Below are 21380 nucleotides of genomic sequence, written 5' to 3'. Positions count from 1 at the left end.
CTGATGTGCTGGCTGTACCGGCCTCATCGCCGGCAAGCCAGCTCCCACAGTGGATCTGTGTACGCCGGACTTGTGGGAGCTGGCCTTGCCAGCGATCGAGCGCGCAGAGGTCGCAATCCAGACGACACCTGATGTACTGGCTGTACTGGCCTCATCGCGGGTCAAGCCCGCTCCTACAAGTAGGGCCCGCCTGAGTACGGCGCAGGCTAATGCCAATAGAACATCGCCTTGGCCAGTACCACGATCACCAACATATGGCCAAGAATGCTGCAGCGAATCCAACGTGCACGCCCCTCGCTCAAGCGTCCGCGTTTGAGCCAGAACGCCAGCAACAGGTAATGCCCAATGATGCTCAGGGCCAGGACGATCTTCAGGCTCAGCAGGCTGGCAAAGCTGCTGGCCAACGGCTGGCTCAAGGCCGCGCGGTGATGCCAGGCCAGGCCAACACCGGCGCCATACAGCAGCAACACCACGCCATGCAGCACCTTGCGCGAACGCACCGACAGCGCCTGGTCGACCCCGGCCTGCGCCGCAACCGGCACTTGCCGCCGCGCCGTCTGCCAGATGACGACTTCAAAAAACAGCGTGCCGATAAAGGCAATCGCCGCCAGTAGATGAATCACCAGTAAATACGGATACCACATCCTTCGCCTCCAGGCGCTTAACCAGGGTGCCCGTCAACCCGGGCGCGCAGCAGCATCGGTGCATAGCGCCAGGCATACAAGGCAAACGCCAGTACCCAGCACATACCCGCCAGCCACAAGCCGCCCAGCGGCATCCACAGCACCAGCACCACCCGGCTGACAGCCGCCAGGTTGAGCAGAACGAACGCCAGGGTCATCCCCGTCGGCGGCAGCAACGCCCGCCCGGTATGGCCAAGGCTGACGCGGGCAATCATCGCCAGGATCAACCCGGCCATGGCGCCGATAGTCAGGCAATGCACCGCCAGGCTCGGGTTCAATGGCACACCGAAATGCCACAGGGCCATGCCCAGGCAGGCCAGGGCCAACCAAGCGTAGGCCAGGTGCAACGACCACAGCAGCGGCACTTGCCAAATCCCGCGGTCATGCCAGCGCCACAGGCGCACTACATGCCCGAGCGCCAGGGCGGCAAACAACAGGCCAATCCCGGCATTCGCCGTCAAGGCAAGCCCCACCGCATACAACACCGCCACTAGCGCCGACCCTGCCAGCAACAGCCAGTCGAGCCAGGGCCAGGGCACGACTGCCTCGGTCCGCCCCAACCCGCGCTGGGTGAAGAACGGAATCACCCGCCCGCCAATCAGGCCCATCATCGCCGCCACCAGCCAGATGCCGCCGAGCACGCCCTGGCGCTGCCAGCCATCGTGGCCTTGCACCAGGCCATACACCGCCAGGCCATCGACCACCGTCAGCAGCAGCAAGACCATCACTATCGGGTAATTGCGTTTCTGCCGCACCCGCCACAGGGTGCGGCCCATCAATACGGCGACCAGCAACGGGAAACCCAGCTCCAGCAGCGCCAGCAACGGCCAGGGCACATTCGCCAGCCACGCCACTCGCCCCGCCAGCCACAACAACGCCAGGCCCGCCAGCGGCTTGCCGCTCAGGCCCGGCTGCCCGGTCCAGGTCTGCACCGCCGTGAGCAGAAAGCCGGCAATGATCGCCAGGCCAAAACCGAACACCAGTTCATGGCGGTGCCAGGCCAGCCAGCCGCCGGCCGGCTGCCAGTTGCCCAGGGCGCCGTTCAGGGCCGCCAGCCACAGCGGTATCGCCAGCACTGCCAGCGCACAGCCCGCGAGGAACATCGGCCGGAACGCCAGGCGCAAGAGCGGCACGATGGCCAGCGCTTTACGGCGATCAAGTACTTGCATCAAGCCTCTCCTTACCTTGTTGCCGGGTGGTACTGAACCGGCGTCATCATCTGCCATCGGCAGGCTGCCGCCCTTGTCGCACGTCAAGGCGCGCGACGTGTAACGGCGTAGGCTGCCAATCGCTGTTGAATACGCTAGTGCAAGGGTTGTGCCCTGACGTGATTGCAGGCTGAAGTCGATAGAACAAGGGTAGAAATGACCCTTGAATGGTCAATTCAACCCATTTGCCCAGGGTATTTTTTACCCGCCAGCATCAGCGCGTCAGAAAACCCGGGGCTCGTCGCCTGGCCCGGCTCTTGCTCGATCAGAACCTCCTGGTCCGTGCCCCTTTCCCGCTTGAGGATGAATCGCCATGGTGCTTCACCGCGTCCACCACCAGATCCTGCGCAGCCACCACTTGTTCGAGCCGTTGAACGACGAGCAGCTCGACGAACTGATGGGCAACAGCCAGCTGCTGAGCGTCGACAAGGGCGAGCCGCTGTTCCGCCAGGGTGAGCCGGCCGAGGCGTTCTACTTCGTGATCGCCGGCGCGGTGAAAATCTACCGTCTGACCCCGGACGGCCAGGAGAAGGTCTTCGAAGTCATCGGCCCGCGGCAGACCTTTGCCGAAGCGATGATGCTGATGGACACCCCCAACTATGTGGCATCGGCCGAAGCGGTCGGGCAATCGCAATTGTATCGGCTGTCGACCAGCACCTACATGCGCCTGCTGCAGAGCAACAGCCGGCTGACCTTCGCCCTGCTCGGCAAGCTGTGCGTACGCCTGCACCAACGGGTCAATGAAATCGAAACGCTGTCGCTGAAGAATGCCACCCACCGGGTGGTGCGCTACCTGCTGACGCAACTGATGCACGCGCAGCCGGTGGAACGCCAGTTCGAACTGCCGATGGCCAAGCAGCTGATCGCCGGGCATTTGTCGATCCAGCCGGAAACCTTCTCAAGAATCATCCGCCGCCTGATCGATGAAAAGATCATCACCCAGGAGGGGCGGCGCATCGTCATTCTCGATCGGCCACGGCTGGAGCAATTCGAATGAACGCCCTGCCCGTATGCCTGTATTGCGAACACACCAACCCGGCCCGGGCCAGCACTTGCGAGCACTGCGGCATGCCGCTGCCGGCCACCGCAGCGTTGGCCGGGGCACGCCAGCAACTGCGCTTTCTGTGGTTTTGCATCGGCCTGACGCTGTTCTGCGTGGCGATGGTGTTCTGGTTACCGCGCTAAGGCTGGGTCAACTGCCGATACAGCTGCGGCAAACGCAGCGGCAGTTGCTCAGGCTGGCGAATCAGCGCGTAGCCGTTGCTGCCGAACATGTACGGCAAATAAGCACCGGCTTGGCGGTCGATGGTGATGCAAAAGGGCGTCAAGCCCATGCGCCGGGCTTCGTGCACGGCTTCGCGGGTGTCTTCAACGCCATAACGCCCTTCGTAGAGGTCCAGGTCATTGGGCTTGCCATCGGTGAGCAGCAGCAACAGCTTGCGCCGCCGTTTGCAGCCGCCGAGCAACTGGCTGGCCTGGCGAATCGCCGCGCCCATGCGGGTGTAGTAACCGGGTTTGAGGCCCTGAATCTTGCCGCGCGTGACATCGTTGTAGCGTTGCTCGAAGGCTTTCAGTTGCTGCAGGCGCACCTGTTGGCGACGCAGCGACGAGAAGCCGTACAAGGCAAAGTCATCCCCCACTGCTGACAAGGTTTCGCCGAACAGCAGCAAGCTGTCGCGGATCACTTCGATCACCCGCTGTTCATCGTTCAGGTGCGCATCGGTGGACATCGACACATCCGCCAGCAGCAGGCAGGCGAGGTCCCGGCGCGTGTGGCGCTGTTCCATGAACAAGCCGCGCTCGGCACACTGGCCATGCACGCGCTCGACATGAAAATCCAGCCAGGCCTGCAAATCCAGCTCGCTGCCCTGAGGCTGCTGGCGCAACCATTGGCGATCGGTGCGCAGTTGCTCGAACTGCCGGCGCAAGCGCCGTGCCGAGGTTTGCAGCCGTGCTGGCAGTGGCTGGGGCTCGCAGTCGCGGGGTTCAAGCAGTTGCAGGTTGACGAAGTTGGCCTGCAAGCGCCCCTGGCGATAGTCCCACTCCGGCAGCTTGATACCGTCGCCCAGGGGAATGTCGTCGACCTGGGCCGGCGGCAGGTCCAGGTGCAGTTTCAGGCCGCCGCCCTTGCGGATACGGGTGCGCGACAAGGTCAGCTGATCGAGGTCCTCGGCCACCCGGGCGGCATCCGGGTCCTGGCTGTCATCTGCCCAGCGGTCGAGGTCGACGTGTTCGGTCCAGCTGAACAGGTTCTCCAGGCGCACGATCAACAGGCCGCCCTTGGCCGGGCGCTCCTCGATGCGGGTGGCGCGCTTGCGTCCGCCCTGCTGCTCGCCGGGGGTATTGGGCAGCTCGTTTTGGGCGTCTTCAAGGTCGCCAGCCTGGGCGCTGGCAAGCTGCAGGGGTGGATACAGCCACAGCGGCAGTGGCCAGGCCGCCCGTTCGCTGCGCGGAAAATCCTCGACGCTGCCCGGCTCGCGCAGGGCCTGGCGCAAGGCGCGCTCAAGCCGCGCTTCATCGGCGCTCAGCGCGGCCGGATCCGGGCGCAGTTGCAGGTGGGCATCGACCAGCCGTTGGTAACGGCCCACCAACCCCGGAAAGCGTTGCAGCAGCTCGCGCGTCCAGCGCTGATTGTCCCGCCCCCAATGACGCATCGGCCCCGATTGCGCCGCGAGCATGGCCAGCCAGCGGTACAGCTCCTGGTTCAAGGCAGCATCCGCGAACACCGCAAGCTGCGCCGGCAAGCGCAGATTATGCCCGTCACACCAGGCCAGCGGCGCCTGCTTGCAGGTGCCAGCGATCTGCTGCAACAGGCTGCGGCGCAGCAGCAGGTCACGCTCGCTGGCCGCCTCCACCCCCATGCCGCCCGCCCCGCCCATGGCCCTGAACAACAGGGCCAGGGCCCGTTGTCGCGGCGCCAGCGCTACTTGCGCCGCGGGGAAATCGGCACTCGCCCGGCGGGTGATGAAACGATGCCAGACACTGCCAACCCACTCTTCCATTTCAACCGTGAAGGCCATGTTGCCTCCTTTGCACAAAGCAGAAAGCGGCCCGCTGGATCAGCCGGGCCGCACATGATCAAGCAACCGCCGGGGTCATGACGGCACTACCCTGGCTGGCGCGCGCAGCGCTGCACGCCCGCGCTGACGAAAGCTCAGCAGGTAGCACAACAGGCCCGCGAGAAAGCCCACGCCGCTGACCAGCCGCGCCCAGAACAGCCCGCGCAACTGATCGGTGGTGGACATGAACGGCAAGGCCGTGCCGTCTTCGGCCCAGCGCTGCAACAGCACCTGGACCACGCCGGCGGCGGTGAGCAGCAAGGTGATCATCACCATCGACAGGGTCATCAGCCAGAAGCCCCACACTTCAAGGGTCTGCGAACGCTCATCGGCGGCCTCGCCGAGCCCGCGCAGGCGCGGCATGGCGTAGCTGATCAGGGTCATGACGATCATCGCGTAGGCACCGTAGAAGGCCAGGTGGCCGTGGGCGGCGGTCAGTTGCGTGCCATGGGTGTAAAAATTGACCGGTGCCAGGGTGTGCAGGAAACCCCAGACCCCGGCACCGAAGAACGCGGTTACCGTGGTGCCTTTGGCCCACAATGTGGCGGCGCGGTTGGGGTGCTGGCGGCGGCGGTTTTTCACCATGCTGAAGGCGAACATGACCATGGCCAGGAACGGCAGCGGCTCCAGCGCCGAGAAGATCGAACCGACCCACAGCCACACCTCGGGCGCACCGATCCAGAAGAAGTGGTGGCCGGTACCGATGATGCCGGTAATCAGCGCCATGGCGATGATCACATACAGCCATTTTTCCACCACTTCGCGGTCGACCCCGGTGATCTTGATCAGCACGAAGGCCAGCATCGAGCCCATGATCAGTTCCCACACGCCCTCGACCCAAAGATGCACCACCCACCACCAGTAGAACTTGTCGCGGGCAAGGTTCCCCGGGTTGTAGAAGGAGAACAGGAAGAACACCGCCAGACCAATCAGGCCGGTCATCATCACCATGCTCACGGTGGTCTTGCGGCCCTTGAGCAGGGTCATGCCGATGTTGTAGAGAAAGCCCAGGCAGACCACGACGATGCCCAGCTTGGTGATGGTCGGCTGCTCGAGGAACTCGCGCCCCATGGTCGGCAGCAGCTCGTTGTGAGTCAGCCGCGCAAGGCCGGCATAGGGCACCAGCAGGTAGCCGAGGATAGTCAGCACCCCGGCGGCGGCGAACACCCAGAACAGCAAAATCGCCAGCTTCGGGCTGTGCAGCTCGCGGTCGGCCTCCTCCGGCACCAGGTAGTAGGCGGCGCCCATGAAGCCGAACAGCAGCCAAACGATCAGCAGGTTGGTGTGCACCATGCGCGCCACGTTGAACGGAATGGCTGGGAACAGGAAGTCCCCGATCACGTATTGCAGGCCCATGATCAAACCGAACAGCACCTGGCCGAGGAACAGGATCAGGGCGAACACGAAGTAGGGTTTGGCAACGGCCTGGGAGGCAAATTTAAGATGCGGATTGGCAACGTTCATCACTCAGCCCTCCTGGTTTGGCGGCCAGCCATTGGTATTGATGTTCGAGCTCCATTTGAGGAATTCGGCGATGTCGTCGACTTCCTGTTCGCTCAGGTTGAACTGCGGCATGGCCCGGCGGCCGGGCACGCCCAGCGGCTGCATTTTCATCCAGGCATGCATGAACGGCTTGAAGCCCTCCTCGCCGCCACGGCGCTTGAACACGTTGCCCAGCTCCGGCGCAAAGTACGCGCCCTCGCCCAACAGGGTGTGGCAGCCGACGCAGTTGTTCTGCTCCCAGACCGTCTTGCCGCGCACCACCGCGTCGGTCAATTGCGCGGCGTTGCTGCGTTCGGGAAAGGTCTGTTCGGTGTGGTAGGTCAAAGCCAGGAATATCAGGAAGAAGAACACGCTTCCCCCGAAATAGATGTTCCTGGCCATGCCCTTGGTGAAGGTCTCTGACATGGTCGCTTCCTCATTGCTTGGCCTGGCCATGATAGAAAGCGCGGGGCAAAAACCTGCTTGATGGCGATCAAGAAACGCCGATGGTTTTACTCAGGTATTAGCCGCGCAGATGCAGGCCAAGGCCCACCAGCGCCACCAGCACCAGGGCCCAGCTCAGCAACAGCCAGCGCCAACGCTGCGGGCCGTGGCGCAGTTCCATGAAGCCGTCGGTGATCAGCCAGGCCTTGGCCGCCGCCAGTAGCAGGATGAACGTGCCCTGGCCGAGCATCACCGTGCCCAGGCTCAGGCACGCCAGGGCAAGCCAGCACAGCAAAAGAACTATCGATGTGGGCATGCGCCCTCCTCAACCCAGCAGGTAAACCAGCGGGAACAGCAGCACCCAGACCAGATCGACCATGTGCCAGTACAGCACCCCGGATTCGAAGCCGCTGCACTGGCCAGGGCCATAGCCGCGACGCCAGGCCGTCAGCGCCAGCCAGGCCAGGATCAGCATGCCGAGCAGCACATGGAGAAAATGAAAGCCCGTGAGAATCCAGTACAAGGTGAAGAAGGTGTTGCGCTCGATGCCCAGCCCAGCGCCGAGCAGGTGGCGGTATTCGCCGAGCTTGAGCCACACGTAGACGCAGGCGACCAGTAAGGCGGCGAGCAGCAACAATGCCGCCCGCCTCGGCTGCCCCTGGCGCACCTGCACCTGGGCCAGCGCCGCCAGCGCCCCGGCACTGAGCAGGCTCAGGGTCATGGCCAGGCCCGTGGAGGCGTCGAGCAAGGCGCGGCTGGCGGCAAACAGCTGCGGCTTGAGGTGATGGGTCACGGCAAAGGCCAGGATCAGGATGGCGAACACCGATAGCTCGGCGAGGATGAACAGCCACATCGCCAGGTCGCCCGGCAACTGCCGGGGCAGTTGCTCAGCCGAAGTGGACATCGACCACGTCCATCAACGCCGCCACCGTCACCGGGTCATCGCTGAGCGGCTCGGCCAGGCAAGCCAGGCAGGCCCGCCTCGGGTTCATGCCGGCGCCGATCATCCGTGCGGTGAAAATCAGCAGACGGGTCGAGGCCACCTCTTCCAGGTCATGCTGGTCCAGGCGCCGCAAGGCCTGGCCGAGCTTGACGATCTGGTTGGCCAGGGCGCCATCGACCCCGGCCTCGCGGCGCACGATGCGCGCTTCTTCGGCGGCGGGCGGATAGTCGAACCGCAGGGCCACGAAACGCTGGCGGGTGCTGGGCTTCATGCCCTTGAGCAGGTTCTGGTAACCGGGGTTATAGGACACCACCAGCATGAACGACGGCGGCGCCTGCAGCACTTCGCCGGTGCGTTCGAGAAACAGCTCGCGGCGGCCATCGGCCAGCGGGTGCAGCACCACCACGGTGTCCTGGCGTGCTTCGACCACTTCGTCGAGGTAGCAGATGCCGCCCTCGCGCACTGCCCGGGTCAATGGCCCGTCCTGCCACCAGGTGCCCTGGGCGCCGATCAGGTGGCGGCCGATCAGGTCGGCAGCGCTGAGGTCGTCGTGGCAGGCCACGGTGTGCAGGGGCAGTTTCAGGCGATGGGCCATGTGCTGGACAAAGCGGGTCTTGCCACAACCGGTGGGGCCTTTGATCAGCACCGGCATGCCGTGGCGCCAGGCCTGTTCGAACAGCGTCAGTTCGTTGCCTTGCGCTTGGTAGAAGGGTTCGCAGCGGGGTTCTGTGAGGTCCATGGCTTACCTGGATAGACAGCGGGTTCGACGACCACGCTAAGAGCCCCTGCGACAACCTGGCAAGCGCCATGGCCGGCAAACTTGATCGCCGTCAAGCGGTCCGCGGCCTGCTCCGGCATAGCCTTTCCAGGCACCAAGAACCTGCGCTCTGTCCTGGCATTCCAGCACATCGCAAAGGTCTAGCCTGAGGAGAGAAGGAATGCTGATCAGTAACCGAAAAACCTTTGCCCTGAGCCTCGCCAGCCTCTGTTCGGCGCTGGCGCTGGCGTTGCCCACCAGCGTCGGCGCCGAGCAGAAAAGCGCTGCCGCGCAACCGGCCATGGTCACCACGGCCGGCGCGCCGGACATGACCCAGGCCGATTTCGATGCCGCCAAGGAGATCTACTTCCAGCGCTGCGCCGGTTGCCACGGCGTGCTGCGCAAGGGCGCCACCGGCAAGCCGCTGACCCCGGACATCACCCAGGCCCGTGGCCAGGCCTACCTGGAAGCGCTGATCATCTACGGCTCGCCGGCCGGCATGCCGAACTGGGGCACCTCCAACGCGCTGACCAAGGCGCAGATCACCAGCATGGCCCACTTCATCCAGCACACCCCGCCCACCCCGCCGGAATGGGGCATGGCCGAAACCCGCAACACCTGGAAGCTGCTGGTCAAACCCGAAGACCGCCCCACTCACCAGTTGAACAAGCTCAACCTGCAGAACCTGTTCTCGGTGACCCTGCGCGACGACGGCAAGATCGCCCTGATCGACGGCGACAGCAAGCAGATCGTCAAGCTCATCGAGACCGGCTACGCCGTGCACATCTCGCGGATCTCGGCGTCCGGCCGCTACCTGCTGGTGATCGGCCGCGATGCGCGCATCGACATGATCGACCTGTGGCCCAAAGAGCCAACCAAGGTGGCCGAAATCAAGGTCGGCATCGAGGCGCGCTCGGTGGAGACCTCCAAGTTCAAGGGCTTTGAAGACAAGTACACCATCGCCGGCTCCTACTGGCCGCCGCAGTTCACCATCATGGACGGCGAGACCCTGGAGCCCAAGCAGATCGTCTCGACCCGCGGCATGACCGTCGACAAGCAGGAGTACCACCCCGAGCCACGGGTGGCAGCGATCATCGCCTCCCACGAATGGCCGGAGTTCATCGTCAACGTCAAGGAAACCGGCAAGGTCATGCTGGTCAACTACGAAGACATCAAGAACCTCACCATCACCAGCATCGACGCCGCGCCGTTCCTGCATGACGGTGGCTGGGACAGCAGCCATCGCTACTTCATGACCGCGGCCAACAACGCCAACAAGGTGGCGGTGATCGACTCCAAAGAGCGCCGCCTGACCGCCCTGGTCGACGTCGGCAAGACCCCGCACCCCGGCCGTGGCGCCAACTTCGTGCACCCGCAGTTCGGCCCGGTGTGGGCCACCAGCCACCTGGGCGATGCCGGCATCTCGATGATCGGCACCGACCCACTGAAGTACCCGCAGTACGCCTGGAAACAGGTCGGCTCGCTCAAGGGCCAGGGCGGCGGCTCGCTGTTCATCAAGACCCACCCCGACTCGCGCCACCTGTACGTCGACACCACCCTGAACCCGGACACCAAGCTCAGCCAGTCGGTGGCGGTGTTCGACATCGACAAGCTCGATGCCGGCTACAAGGTGCTGCCGATCGCCGAGTACTCGGGGATCAAGCAAGGCGCCCTGCGCGTGGTCCAGCCCGAGTACAACAAGGCCGGTGACGAGGTGTGGTTCTCGGTGTGGAACGGCCAGACCGAGGAGTCGGCACTGGTGGTGATCGACGACAAGACCCTGGCGCTCAAGCAGGTGATCAAGGACAAGCGGCTGATCACCCCGACCGGCAAGTTCAATGTCTACAACACCCAACACGACATTTATTGAGCTTCATCAACGCAAGGAGTCGTCATGAAAAATACCCTGCTTTCACTCTGCACCCTGGCCACTGCGTTGAGCCTGCAACCGGCCCTGGCCGATGACGCACTGGCGTTGTTCCAGAGCAAGTCCTGTGTGGCCTGCCATGCCGTCGACGCCAAGCTGGTAGGCCCGGCGCTCAAGGAAGTGGCAGCAAAGAATGCCGGCATCAGTGGCGCCGCCGAGACGCTGGCCAGCCATATCAAGAACGGTACCCAAGGCAACTGGGGGCCGATCCCGATGCCGGCCAATGCGGTCAGTGATGAAGAAGCAAAACAGTTGGCCAACTGGGTCTTGAGCCTCAAGTAACCCACCCACGGAGGGCGTCATGAATACTTACCGCTGTGTTGTGAGCCTGGCGTCCCTCCTGCTTGTTCCCCCTGCTTTCGCCGCGCCTGACGCCCAGCGCCAGGCGCAGCTCGAACACCTGCTGGCCCAGGACTGCGGCGCCTGCCATGGCCTGCACCTGACCGGCGGCCTGGGCCCGGAACTGACGCCGGCGGCCCTTGCCGGCAAACCCCGCGATGGTCTGCTCGCCACCGTGCGCCTGGGCCGCCCCGGCACCGCGATGCCCGCCTGGGAGGCGCTGCTGAGCGCCGACGACATCGGCTGGCTGGTCGATCATCTTTTGCAAGGAGCATCTGCCCCATGATCCGACACGTACTGTTACCCGCCACCTGCGCGCTGCTGTTGTCCGCCTGTACCCAGGCTCCGCTGCGCGGCACTGGCGACCTGGGCCTGGTGGTGGAACGCGCCAGCGCCAGTGTGCAGATCATCGACAGCAGCGCCGGCAAAGCCCTGGCGCGCATCGACGGGCTGGGCGATTTGTCCCATGCCTCGGCGGTGTTTTCCCGCGACCAGCGCTACGCCTATGTGTTCGGCCGTGACGGCGGCCTGACCAAGGTCGATCTGCTCCAGCAGCGCATCGACAAACGCCTGATCCAGGGCGGCAACAGCATCGGTGGTGCGATCAGCCAGGACGGCAAGCTGATCGCGGTGTCCAACTACGTGCCTGGCGGGGTCAAGGTCTTCGATGCGCACAGCCTTGAGCTGGTCGCCGACATCCCCGCCACCCTGCTCGCCGACGGCACCAAGCGCTCGCGGGTGGTCGGCCTGGTTGACGCGCCCGGCCAGCGCTTCGTGTTCAGCCTGTTCGACAGCGGCGAGATCTGGAGCGCCGACTTCAGCCACGGCAATACGCCGCAGATCACCCGGTTTACAGGTATCGGCCAGCAACCCTACGACGCGTTGATCACCGCCGATGGCCGCTATTACATGGCCGGGCTGTTCGGCGAAGACGGCATGGCCCAGCTCGACCTCTGGCACCCGGAGCATGGGGTCAAGCGCGTGCTCGGCGACTACGGTCGCGGCCAGGCCAAGTTGCCGGTGTACAAGATGCCGCACCTGGAAGGCTGGGCGGTGGCCGATAACCAGGCTTTCGTGCCGGCGGTCGGGCGCCATCAGGTACTGGTGATGGATGCGCGCACCTGGCAGCAGACCGACGCCATCGCCGTCGCCGGGCAACCGGTGTTCGTCAGCGCCCGTCCGGACGGGCGCCAGCTGTGGGTCAACTTCGCCTACCCGGACAATGACCGGGTGCAGGTCATCGATACCGAAACCCACAACGTCATTGCCGACCTCAAGCCAGGCCCCGCCGTGCTGCACATGGAGTTCACCGCCCGTGGCGACCAGTTGTGGCTGTCGGTGCGTGACGCCAACCAGGTGCAGGTCTGGGACCCGTACAGCCTCAAGCGGCTCGCCACCCTGCCGGCCACCGCCCCCAGCGGCATCTTCTTCAGCAGCCGCGCCCAGCAGATGGGGTACTGAGATGCCGCTAGACACTCTCGAACGGCGCCTCATCCAACACTACCAGCATGGCATGCCGATCTGCGCCGAACCCTACCTGGAGATGGCCCAGGCGCTCGGCTGCAGCGAGGATCAGGTCATCGCCTGCCTGCAGCGGATGGCCGGGCATGGCCGCCTGTCGCGCATCGGCCCGGTGTTCGAACACCGCCGCGCCGGCGCCAGCACCCTCGCCGCCCTGGCCGTGCCCGCCGAGCGCCTGCAACAGGTGGCCGAGCGCATCAGCCAGTACCCCGAGGTCAACCACAACTATGCCCGCGAGCACCACTACAACCTCTGGTTCGTACTGACCGGGCCCGACCGCCCGCACCTGCAGCGCATCCTCGACGAACTGCAAGCCGATACCGGCCTGACCCCGCTCGACCTGCCGATGCTCACCGCCTACCGCATCGACCTCGGCTTTGCCCTGGGAGACGCGCCATGAGCTGTATTCTCGATCCCGCGCAAAGCCTGGCCCTGCGGCGCTTGCTTGAAAGCGGCCTGCCCCTGCTTGCGCGCCCCTACCAGCACCTCGCCCGGCAGATCGGCGCCGAAGAACAGCAGGTGCTGGCACAGATCAACCAATGGCAGCAGCAAGGCCTGTTCCGCCGCCTGGGCCTGGTGCTCAACCACCGCGCCCTGGGCTTTACTGCCAACGCCATGCTGGTGCTGGACATCCCCGACGCCCTGATCGACGAAGTCGGCCAGCGCCTGGGCCGCGAGCCGCTGGTCAGCCTCTGCTACCAGCGGCCACGGTGCTTGCCGCAATGGCGCTACAACCTGTTCTGCATGGTCCATGGCCGCCAGCGCGAGCGGGTCGAGGCGCAGATCGCGGCGTTGCTCGAGCAGCACCTGCTCAGCGACCTGCCCTACCAGGTCTTGTTCAGCACCCAGGCTTTCAAACAGTGCGGTGGCCGCTTCGCCCCCGCCAGCAGCGGAGCAAGCGCCCATGGATGAACTCGACCGCCGCCTGATCAACCGCCTGCAGTTGGGCCTGCCGCTGGTGCCCCAGCCCTGGCAGGTGCTGGCCGAGGAATTGGGCAGCAGCAGCCAGCAACTGCGTGAACGCCTGCAACGCCTGCTCGACGACGGCACCCTGACCCGCTTCGGGCCAATGTTCGACATCGAACGGCTGGGCGGCGCCTTTACCCTGGCGGCGCTGACGGTGCCTGAAGCACGCTTCGAGGCCGTTGCCGCCGAGCTTGCGGCGATGCCCGAAGTCGCTCACAACTACCGCCGCGAACACCCCTTCAACATGTGGTTCGTCCTCGGCTGCGCCAGCCTCGAGCACCTGGACCAGACCCTGCAGCGCATCCAGCAGCGCACCGGCCTGACCCCGCTCAACCTGCCCAAGGAGGAGACCTACCATGTCGGTTTGTACTTCCCGGTCTGAACAGGCCCTGGCCCTGCGCCTGGTACAACTGACCCAGGCCGGCCTGCCGCTGGTGGACGATCCCTGGGGCTGGCTGGCCGGGCAGCTGCACCTGAGCGTCGAGGCAACCCTGGCCCTGCTCAAGCGCCTGCAGGCTGACGGCGCCATTCGCCGCATCGCTGCCGTGCCCAACCATTACCGCCTGGGCTATCGCTTCAACGGCATGACCGTCTGGGATGTCGACAACGCGCAGATGCCCCGCCTGGGCCGGCTTATCGGCGCCCAGCCCTTCGTCAGCCACTGCTACCGGCGCCCGCGCAACGGCAGTTGGCGCTACAACCTGTTCGCCATGGTCCATGGCCGCAGCGCCACCGAAATCGACAGCTACCGCGAACACCTGCGCTACCTGCTGGGTGATGCCTGCCGGGCCGACGACATGCTGGTCAGCAGCCGCATCCTGAAGAAAACCGGTTTACGCCTGCCCACCAGCCACTGAGCAAGGAGCGTCGCATGTTGAGAATCAGCCAGTACCTGCGCGCCCTGGCCGGCCACGGCCCTGCCCCGCGCACCAGCCCACCGGGCAGCCCGCGCCCGCCGGTGGTGATCTGGAACCTGCTCAGGCGTTGCAACCTGACCTGCAAGCACTGCTACGCCACCTCGGCCGACAGCGTGTTTCGCGACGAGCTGGATACCGAAGCGGCCCTGCAAGTGATCGATGACCTGGCCGATGCCGGGGTCAAGGTGCTGATTCTCTCCGGCGGCGAGCCGCTGCTGCGCGGCGACCTGTTCCTGCTCAGTGCCCATGCCCGCGACCAAGGCATGTTCGTCGCCCTGTCGAGCAACGGCACGCTGATCGATGAGCGCAACATCGCCCAGGTTCGCGCGGCCCGCTTCGACTACGTCGGCATCAGCATCGATGGCCTTGAGGCCACCCACGATGCCTTTCGCCAGCTCAAAGGCAGCTTCGCCAGTTCGCTGAAGGCCATGCGCCTGTGCCGCGAACAGGGCATTCGCGTCGGCATGCGCACCACCCTGACCCAGGACAACCACGCCCAGCTGCCGGCTTTACTGGCGCTGATGCGCGACTGTGACGTGGGCAAGTTCTACCTCTCGCACCTGAACTACAGCGGCCGCGGCAAGCGCAGCCGCAAGCTCGACGCGCTGCAGCAGATGAGCCGTGAGGCGATGAACCTGCTGTTTGATCAAGCCTGGGATGACATCCAGCACGGCCGCGACAGCGACTTCGTCAGCGGTAACAACGATGCCGATGCCATCCTGTTGCTGCAGTGGACTGCGCGTCATCTACCCGAGCACTACCCGCAACTGGAGCAGATGCTGCGCGCCTGGGGCGGCAATGCCTCGGGCTGCGCCATCGCCAATATCGACAACACCGGCGAAGTGCACCCCGACACCTACTGGTGGCAGCACTCGGTAGGCAACGTACGCCGCACGCCGTTCCGCACCCTGTGGCTGGAGCAGCCCGACCCTCTGCTGTTGCGCCTGCGCGAGCATCCCCGGGCCGTGACCGGGCGCTGCGCCGCCTGCCATTGGCTGAGCATCTGCAACGGCAACACCCGCACCCGCGCCTGGGCCGCCGGTGACCTCTGGGGCCAGGACCCCGGCTGCCACCTGAGCGATGAAGAAATCGGCCTGCCGCCATCGGCGCGCATTCCTTGCGTCACGCATTGACAACCTGACCGGGCAAGCCGCCGACACAGGCGGCGACCCGGCGCCCCTGATGATGGAACAAGGAACGCCCTCATGCATTGTGCCTCCGTTCTACCTGCCGCCCTGCACTCGCCCTTCAGCCCCGGCGAAGTCGCCCTGGTCGGTGCCGGGCCCGGCGATCCGCGCCTGCTCACCCTGCGCGCCTGGAGCCTGCTGATGCAGGCCGATGCCGTGGTCTATGACCGCTTGATCAGCAGTGAACTGCTGGCCCTGATCCCCCCCGCTTGCCGCCGCCATTACGTTGGCAAGATCAGCGGCTACCACAGCCTGCCCCAGGCACAGATCAACCAGTTGCTGGTCGACCTGGCGGCCCAGGGCCAGCGGGTGGTGCGGCTCAAGGGCGGCGACCCGTTCATCTTCGGCCGGGGCGCCGAAGAACTCGACTTCCTCCTGCAGCACGGCATCGATTGTCAGGTGGTACCGGGCATCACTGCCGCCGCCGGCTGCAGCGCCTATGCCGGGATCCCCCTGACCCACCGCGACCTGGTCAACTCCTGCCGTTTCATCACCGGCCACCTGCAACACGACGGCGCGCTCAACCTGCCCTGGCAGAGCCTGGCCGACAGCAGCCAGACCCTGGTGTTCTATATGGGCCTGGCCAATCTGCGGCTGATCACCGAACAGTTGATCGCTGCCGGGCTTGCCGCCGACACCCCGGCGGCCCTGATCAGCCGCGGCACTTGCGCCGACCAGCAGGTGCTGCGCGGCACCCTCGCACACTTGCCAATGCTGGCGCGGCAATGCCCCGCCGCCACGCCGACGCTGACGGTGATCGGCAAGGTGGTCGGGCTGTTCGCCGAACAGGCGCTGCGCCACCCGGCGCACTTTGCCGGTGCCGCGCTTGCCGCCGAGGTCGCACCATGAAAGCCCTGGCCCTTGTCCCGCTGTTATGGATGGCTTCGGCGCAGGGCAGCGCGGCCCTCGACCAGGCCGCCCTGGACTATCAGCAGCATTGCCAGCAGTGCCATGGCGCCAATCGTTTCGGTGCCAGCGGCCCGGCCCTGCTGCCGGAAAGCCTGAGCCGGATCAAGCCCGCCGAGATTCGCCAGGTGATCGCCTCCGGCCGCCCGGCCAGCCAGATGAGCGGCTTTACCAAAGTATTGAGCTCAGCCCGGATCGACGGCCTGGTGACCTACCTGCAACAGCCCCTGGCCACACCACCGACCTGGAGCGATGCCGAGATCCGCGCCAGCCACCAGGTGCTCAATGCCGTCGACAGTCTTCCAGGCACACCCCAGCACGCTGCCGACCCCCTGAACCTGTTCGTGGTCGTTGAAGCCGGCGATCACCACATCAATATCCTCGACGGCGACCGCTTCACCGTGCTGGCACGCTTTGCCTCGCATTTTGCCGTGCACGGCGGTCCGAAGTTCTCTCCCGATGGCCGCTTCGTCTACTTTGCCTCCCGCGACGGCTGGGTCAGCCAGTACGACTTGCACAACCTGAAACTGATCGCCGAGGTGCGCGCCGGGCTCAATACCCGCAACCTGGCGGTGAGCAAGGACGGGCGCTGGGTGCTGGTGGGCAACTACCTGCCAGGCAACCTGGTGCTGCTCGATGCCCGCGACCTGACGCCAGTGAAAACCATCGCTGCGGTTGGCCAGGACGGCACGCCGTCGCGGGTCAGCGCGGTGTACACGGCACCGCCACGGGACAGTTTCATCGTGGCGCTCAAGGACGTGAAAGAGGTCTGGGAACTGTCCAGTGCCGGCCAGCCCGACTTCGTGCCGCGAAGGATTGCGGCCGAGGATTTTCTCGACGATTTCTCCTTCTCGCCGGACTACCGGCAACTGCTGGCCACCTCCCGCAAGGCCAACGGCGGCCAGGTCATTGACCTCGACAGCGGCCAGGTGCTCAGCCGCATTGCCCTGCCCGGCATGCCGCACCTGGGCTCCGGCACCTGGTGGCGGCGCAACGGCGACTGGGTGTTCGCCACGCCGAACATCAGCCAGGGCCTGATCTCGGTGATCGACCTCAAGACCTGGCGCCTGATCAAGGAGATCCCCACCCTGGGCCCGGGCTTTTTCATGCGCAGCCACGCCGACTCGGCCTATGCCTGGACCGATGTGTTCTTCGGCCCCGACAACGACGCCATCCACCTGATCGACAAGCAGACCCTGGAAATCGCCCACACCCTGCGGCCGATGCCGGGCAAGACCGCTGCCCATGTCGAGTTCAGCCACGACGGCCGCTATTTGCTGCTGAGCATCTGGGCCAACGACGGCGCGCTGATCGTCTACGACAGCCAGACCCTCGAGGAGGTCAAGCGCATTCCCATGAACAAGCCCTCGGGCAAGTACAACGTCGGCAACAAGATCGAGTTCGCCGAGGGCACTTCGCACTAAACGGTGCGCGAAAACTGGCCTTTACGCCCACCGCCCAGGTAGGCGTCAAAGGCCATGGCGGTGTTGCGCATCATCAAGTGGCCCTGGGGCAGCAACTGCAAGGCGTGTTGATCAAGCGCCAGCAACTGGTCATCCACCTGCTCGGCCAGTTGCTCCAGGGCTTCGGCGAAGTAGTCGTTGAAGCAGATACCGTGCGCGGCCTGGAACCGGTCAAAATCGATGCGGCCATGGCACATCAGCTGGTTGATCACCTCGCGGCGCAGCAGGTCGTCGGCATTCAGGCGGTAGCCACGCTGGATCGGCAGCAGGCCCTGATCGAGCCACGCATAGTACTGGGACAGCAGCTTGACGCTCTGGCTGTAGCTGTCACCTACCTTGCCGATGGCCGACACGCCCAGGCCGATCAGGTCGCAGTCGGCATGGGTCGAGTAGCCCTGAAAGTTGCGCTGCAGGGTGCCATTGGCCCGGGCCAGGGCCAATTCGTCGTCCGGCAAGGCGAAGTGATCCATGCCGATGTACACGTAACCGGCGTCGGTCAGGCGCTGGATGGTCAGCTCCAGCAGCTCCAGCTTGCGCTCCGGCGGCGGCATGTCTTCGCGGCGGATCATCCGCTGCGCCCGCACTTGCTCGGGCAGGTGGGCATAGCTGTAGGCGGCGATGCGGTCCGGGCGCAGGGCGATGATCTTGCCCAAGGTCACGTCGAAGCTCTGCACCGTTTGCAGCGGCAGGCCGTAAATCAGATCGACGCTGACCGACTTGAAGCGCGCCTCGCGTGCTGCGGCCACCAACGCGTAGATCTGTTCTTCGCTTTGCCGGCGATTGACCGCCGCCTGCACAGCGGCGTCGAAATCCTGCACGCCGAAACTCAGGCGATTGAAGCCCAGGCCGCGCAGCATCTGGATTTGCCCGGTACTGACGGTGCGCGGATCGACCTCGATGGAAAACTCGTGATCGTCGCTGTCATCGAGGTTGAACGCCTGGTGCAGGCAGTCCATCAATTCGGCCAGTTGCGCGTTGCTCAGGTAGGTCGGCGTGCCGCCCCCCAGGTGCAGCTGGGTCAGCTTGCGACTGCGCTCGAACAGCGCGCCCTGCAGGGCAATCTCACGCTTCAGGTAGCCCAGGTACTCGGCCGCGCGATGGGTCTTGCGGGTGATGATCTTGTTGCAGGCGCAGTAATAGCAAAGGCTCTGGCAGAACGGGATATGGATATAGGCCGACAGCGGCTTGGGCCTCGGCGCCTGGTTGCTGGCCTGCACGGCCTGCAGGTAGTCATCGACGGCGAAGGCCGGGTGAAACTGCGGCGCGGTCGGGTACGAGGTATAGCGCGGCCCTGGACGGTCGTACTTTTTCACCAGGGCGCGGTTGAATTCAAAGGCTGGCATCGTGATCGACCCATTGTTGATGGAGGGAAAGCCCCGGGCTGCTCTGTTCGAACAGCTGGCAGATGGCATCCACTTCCACCCGGCCGGCGGGCAATATGCTGATGTAACGCGCTGACAACTCGACCAGCCCGGCCCGACTCATGGCCTCCAGCTGGCGCCAGGCGCTTGCAAAGTACTGGCGAAAATCCACGCCGTAACGGGCCTCGATGGCCTGGATATCCAGCTCCAGATCACAGGCCAGGCGCTCGGTTACCCGCTGGCGCAACTGGTCATCCGCCTCGCAGCGCCAGCCTCGGCAGGTGGCCAACTGGTCGTTGCCCAGCTGTTGCAGGTAGTGCGCGAGGCTCAGGGCATTCTGCGCATAGAGTTCGTCGAACTGGCTGATCGCGCCCAGGCCCAAGCCGACATGGTCGCAGTAGCCGTGCCGGGTAAAACCCTGGCAATTGCGGCGCAGGCGCCCGCGTTCCTGGGCGATGGCCAGATCGTCGTCGGCGCGCACGAACTGGCCCAGGCCGATGTGCTGGTACCCCGCCGCCGGCAGTTGCTCAAAACAGATGCGCCGCATCAGCGCCTTGTCCTGCTCGCTGCAGGGCGCTTGCCGGGCGCTGTGGGCGTAGCGCGCCGGCGCCTGGGCATAATCGAACACCTGCAGGCGGTCGGGCTCGAGCTCGATCAGGGTGGCAAGCTTGCGGGCGAAGCTGTCCGGGGTCTGCCAGGCGTGGCCATAGCCAAGGTCGACACTCACCGAGCGAAAATCGAAGGTGCGCGCAGCATCGATCAGCGAATGAATCGGCGCCGGGTTCTGGCAACGGGCTGCCGACGGCACACCACCCTGGCCGCCATCGGGCACACCGATGCTGACATGGTTGAACCCCTGGTCACGCAACAGGCCCATGGTCGCCCAGTCGGTGTGATGCAGATCGACTTCAACGCCGTAGTCACCCAATTCGTGTTGCAGAAAATTGAAGCGTTGGCGCAGTTGCCCCATCAACTGCTGCAGCACCTCGGGCCCTGGGGTAGCGCCGCTCAACTGGAACTGCTCAATGCTCTGGTCGGCTCCCAGGTGGCAGCCGACCAGCGCGATCTCCCGTTGCAGGCCGCGCAGATAGGCGTCTTGCTCCTGACTGTCGAGCCCGGCGGGCAGTTGCACGCCCAAGGACAACGGCCGGTGCTGCTGACGGCTGGCGCGCAGGGCGCGCAACACATCCAGCGAGCCGATGCCGGCATGAAACCTGCGGGTATCGGCATGCCTGCCGGGCTCTCCCGGCCACTGCCCGTGCGGGGTGATCTGCTGCCGGTGGCGATGGAGTGAGTCAAGCATGGCGGGGCTCCGAGACGGGCTACGGAGCATCAGTGTCCGCCCGGAGCGGCCCAGGGGCCTTGATTTGCATCAAGCGCGGCGCGGCTGGCTACCATGTCAGGTAGAACATGGCCTTGGCCAGCAGCAGGATCAGTAGCAGATGAACGAACACACTGTGATGAATGAACTTCACCCGGCCGCTGTTCATCTGCCCGTTGCGAAACCACAGCATGGCCACGAGAAAATGCCCCAGCACGCTGGCGGCAAGCATGATTTTCACCAGCAACAAGGTGCCGAACGACGAGCGCAGGGGCGCCTCCAGCAGCGGCACATAGCGCAGCCAGACCATCCCTACCCCGGCCCCGAACAGCACCAGCAGCACCCAGGGCATCAACTGCCGGGCGCGCTGGCCGATGGCCTGTTCCAGTAGCAGCATGAGCTTGGCCGGCAACTGCTTGCGGATGTGTTCAAGGAACAGCACCTCGAAGAACACCGTACCGATGAAGATCACCGCGGCGAACAGGTGCAGGGATAACAGCAGCGGGTAGAGCATCGGGGCCTCGGCGTGAGTCTGGCACTGGGCTCGAGACTAGCGCGGTGGCGGGGTGTGGTGGTTGACGGCAATCAACAAAGCCCGATCCCACAGTGGGTTTGTGTACGCCGGCCCTGTGGGAGCGGGCTTGCCCCGCGATCGAGCGCGCAGCGGTCGTAATCCAGGCGCCGCATGATGTGTTGGCTGGACTGGCCTCATCGCTGGCAAGCCAGCTCCCACAGGTCTTGCACTGCCCCTGGGAGCACAGCCAATCCTGTGGGAGCCGGACTTGCCGGCGATCGAGCGCGCAGCGGTCGTAATCCAGGCGCCGCATGATGTGTTGGCTGGACTGGCCTCATCGCTGGCAAGCCAGCTCCCACAGGTCTTGCACTGCCCCTGGGAG

Annotated in this window: 24 protein-coding genes; 13 read left to right on the top strand and 11 right to left on the bottom strand. The window is 65.1% G+C overall.

The annotated features are described in order from the left end of the window. Positions 1-206 precede the first annotated feature (206 nt). Both ABM562_RS21060 and ABM562_RS21055 read right to left on the bottom strand, forming a co-directional pair. The gene (locus ABM562_RS21060) at positions 207-644 is read right to left on the bottom strand and encodes a CopD family copper resistance protein (protein ID WP_460423217.1); all 438 of its coding nucleotides are present in this window, start codon (positions 642-644) and stop codon (positions 207-209) included. 17 nt (positions 645-661) lie between these two features. Next, the gene (locus ABM562_RS21055) at positions 662-1852 is read right to left on the bottom strand and encodes an NnrS family protein (protein WP_134062368.1); all 1191 of its coding nucleotides are present in this window, start codon (positions 1850-1852) and stop codon (positions 662-664) included. A 352-nt stretch (positions 1853-2204) separates the two neighbouring features. Between ABM562_RS21055 and ABM562_RS21050 the strand changes: the two genes are divergently transcribed. Together ABM562_RS21050 and ABM562_RS21045 are read left to right on the top strand one after the other, a co-directional pair. Further along, positions 2205-2888, top strand: coding sequence for a Crp/Fnr family transcriptional regulator (locus tag ABM562_RS21050; protein WP_134062366.1), 684 nt, complete (start codon positions 2205-2207; stop codon positions 2886-2888). Next, positions 2885-3076 carry a protein DnrP gene (locus ABM562_RS21045; protein WP_134062364.1) on the top strand — a complete coding sequence of 64 codons (192 nt, stop codon included), beginning with the start codon at positions 2885-2887 and terminating at the stop codon, positions 3074-3076. The genes ABM562_RS21050 and ABM562_RS21045 overlap by 4 nt, the downstream gene beginning before the upstream one ends. Here ABM562_RS21045 and ABM562_RS21040 read toward each other — a convergent pair. The 6 genes from ABM562_RS21040 to ABM562_RS21015 all read right to left on the bottom strand — a co-directional run bounded on the left by ABM562_RS21040 (position 3073) and on the right by ABM562_RS21015 (position 8558). After that, the gene (locus ABM562_RS21040) at positions 3073-4911 is read right to left on the bottom strand and encodes a nitric oxide reductase activation protein NorD (protein WP_115087141.1); all 1839 of its coding nucleotides are present in this window, start codon (positions 4909-4911) and stop codon (positions 3073-3075) included. The two genes, ABM562_RS21045 and ABM562_RS21040, sit on opposite strands and share 4 nt — an antisense overlap. A 75-nt stretch (positions 4912-4986) precedes the next feature. Continuing rightward, on the bottom strand, positions 4987-6414 hold the full coding sequence (locus ABM562_RS21035; RefSeq protein WP_115087142.1) for a cbb3-type cytochrome c oxidase subunit I: 1428 nt from the start codon (positions 6412-6414) through the stop codon (positions 4987-4989). Between the two features lie 3 nt (positions 6415-6417). Beyond that, a complete protein-coding gene (locus ABM562_RS21030) occupies positions 6418-6858 on the bottom strand; it encodes a c-type cytochrome (protein WP_010221921.1) in 441 nt (146 codons plus the stop codon). Positions 6859-6955: 97 nt separating this feature from the next. After that, the gene (locus ABM562_RS21025) at positions 6956-7192 is read right to left on the bottom strand and encodes a cytochrome C oxidase subunit IV family protein (RefSeq protein WP_460423214.1); all 237 of its coding nucleotides are present in this window, start codon (positions 7190-7192) and stop codon (positions 6956-6958) included. 9 nt (positions 7193-7201) lie between these two features. Next, positions 7202-7780: a cytochrome c oxidase subunit 3 gene (locus tag ABM562_RS21020; RefSeq protein ID WP_233673492.1), complete on the bottom strand. Its 579-nt coding sequence runs from the start codon at positions 7778-7780 to the stop codon at positions 7202-7204. Further along, positions 7764-8558 carry an AAA family ATPase gene (locus tag ABM562_RS21015; protein ID WP_460423212.1) on the bottom strand — a complete coding sequence of 265 codons (795 nt, stop codon included), beginning with the start codon at positions 8556-8558 and terminating at the stop codon, positions 7764-7766. Before ABM562_RS21015 ends, ABM562_RS21020 begins: the two co-directional genes overlap by 17 nt. A gap of 199 nt (positions 8559-8757) precedes the next feature. On the opposite strand from ABM562_RS21015, the gene ABM562_RS21010 reads away from it, so the two are divergent. The 11 genes from ABM562_RS21010 to ABM562_RS20960 all read left to right on the top strand — a co-directional run bounded on the left by ABM562_RS21010 (position 8758) and on the right by ABM562_RS20960 (position 17763). Beyond that, positions 8758-10446, top strand: a complete 1689-nt coding sequence (locus tag ABM562_RS21010; protein ID WP_460423210.1) for a cytochrome D1 domain-containing protein — start codon at positions 8758-8760, stop codon at positions 10444-10446. A gap of 24 nt (positions 10447-10470) precedes the next feature. Continuing rightward, positions 10471-10785, top strand: a complete 315-nt coding sequence (locus tag ABM562_RS21005) for a c-type cytochrome (RefSeq protein WP_233673494.1) — start codon at positions 10471-10473, stop codon at positions 10783-10785. Between the two features lie 19 nt (positions 10786-10804). Further along, positions 10805-11128: a c-type cytochrome gene (locus tag ABM562_RS21000; RefSeq protein WP_115087149.1), complete on the top strand. Its 324-nt coding sequence runs from the start codon at positions 10805-10807 to the stop codon at positions 11126-11128. Continuing rightward, the gene (locus tag ABM562_RS20995) at positions 11125-12303 is read left to right on the top strand and encodes a cytochrome D1 domain-containing protein (protein ID WP_134062358.1); all 1179 of its coding nucleotides are present in this window, start codon (positions 11125-11127) and stop codon (positions 12301-12303) included. The genes ABM562_RS21000 and ABM562_RS20995 overlap by 4 nt, the downstream gene beginning before the upstream one ends. A 1-nt stretch (position 12304) precedes the next feature. Beyond that, positions 12305-12763 carry an Lrp/AsnC family transcriptional regulator gene (locus ABM562_RS20990; RefSeq protein ID WP_115087151.1) on the top strand — a complete coding sequence of 153 codons (459 nt, stop codon included), beginning with the start codon at positions 12305-12307 and terminating at the stop codon, positions 12761-12763. Beyond that, entirely contained in the window at positions 12760-13275 is a 516-nt protein-coding gene (gene ahbB, locus ABM562_RS20985) for a siroheme decarboxylase subunit beta (RefSeq protein WP_460423207.1), read from the top strand. The genes ABM562_RS20990 and ahbB (ABM562_RS20985) overlap by 4 nt, the downstream gene beginning before the upstream one ends. Next, complete coding sequence (locus ABM562_RS20980; protein ID WP_115087153.1) at positions 13268-13711, top strand: Lrp/AsnC family transcriptional regulator; 444 nt, start codon at positions 13268-13270, stop codon at positions 13709-13711. Before ahbB (ABM562_RS20985) ends, ABM562_RS20980 begins: the two co-directional genes overlap by 8 nt. Then, positions 13686-14186 (top strand): siroheme decarboxylase subunit beta, encoded by a 501-nt coding sequence (ahbB, locus tag ABM562_RS20975; RefSeq protein WP_460423205.1) that lies wholly within the window; start codon positions 13686-13688, stop codon positions 14184-14186. Before ABM562_RS20980 ends, ahbB (ABM562_RS20975) begins: the two co-directional genes overlap by 26 nt. 14 nt (positions 14187-14200) lie before the next feature. Next, positions 14201-15379, top strand: a complete 1179-nt coding sequence (gene nirJ / locus ABM562_RS20970; protein WP_115087155.1) for a heme d1 biosynthesis radical SAM protein NirJ — start codon at positions 14201-14203, stop codon at positions 15377-15379. Positions 15380-15451: 72 nt separating this feature from the next. Continuing rightward, on the top strand, positions 15452-16282 hold the full coding sequence (cobA, locus tag ABM562_RS20965) for a uroporphyrinogen-III C-methyltransferase (RefSeq protein WP_115087156.1): 831 nt from the start codon (positions 15452-15454) through the stop codon (positions 16280-16282). Continuing rightward, complete coding sequence (locus ABM562_RS20960) at positions 16279-17763, top strand: cytochrome D1 domain-containing protein (RefSeq protein WP_460423203.1); 1485 nt, start codon at positions 16279-16281, stop codon at positions 17761-17763. The genes cobA and ABM562_RS20960 overlap by 4 nt, the downstream gene beginning before the upstream one ends. On the opposite strand, the gene hemN is transcribed toward ABM562_RS20960, so the two are convergent. The 3 genes from hemN to ABM562_RS20945 form a co-directional block, all read right to left on the bottom strand. Further along, positions 17760-19145 (bottom strand): oxygen-independent coproporphyrinogen III oxidase, encoded by a 1386-nt coding sequence (gene hemN / locus ABM562_RS20955; protein WP_115087158.1) that lies wholly within the window; start codon positions 19143-19145, stop codon positions 17760-17762. The two genes, ABM562_RS20960 and hemN, sit on opposite strands and share 4 nt — an antisense overlap. Next, on the bottom strand, positions 19132-20466 hold the full coding sequence (locus ABM562_RS20950) for an oxygen-independent coproporphyrinogen III oxidase (RefSeq protein WP_115087159.1): 1335 nt from the start codon (positions 20464-20466) through the stop codon (positions 19132-19134). The genes hemN and ABM562_RS20950 overlap by 14 nt, the downstream gene beginning before the upstream one ends. Before the next feature lie 88 nt (positions 20467-20554). Further along, entirely contained in the window at positions 20555-20998 is a 444-nt protein-coding gene (locus ABM562_RS20945) for a CopD family copper resistance protein (protein ID WP_460423200.1), read from the bottom strand. Between the last annotated feature and the right edge of the window lie 382 nt (positions 20999-21380).

The organism is Pseudomonas sp. ZL2 (genome assembly GCF_054788455.1).
Note: the sequence above shows the minus strand (reverse complement) of the source record. Positions and strands in the feature narration are given on the sequence as shown.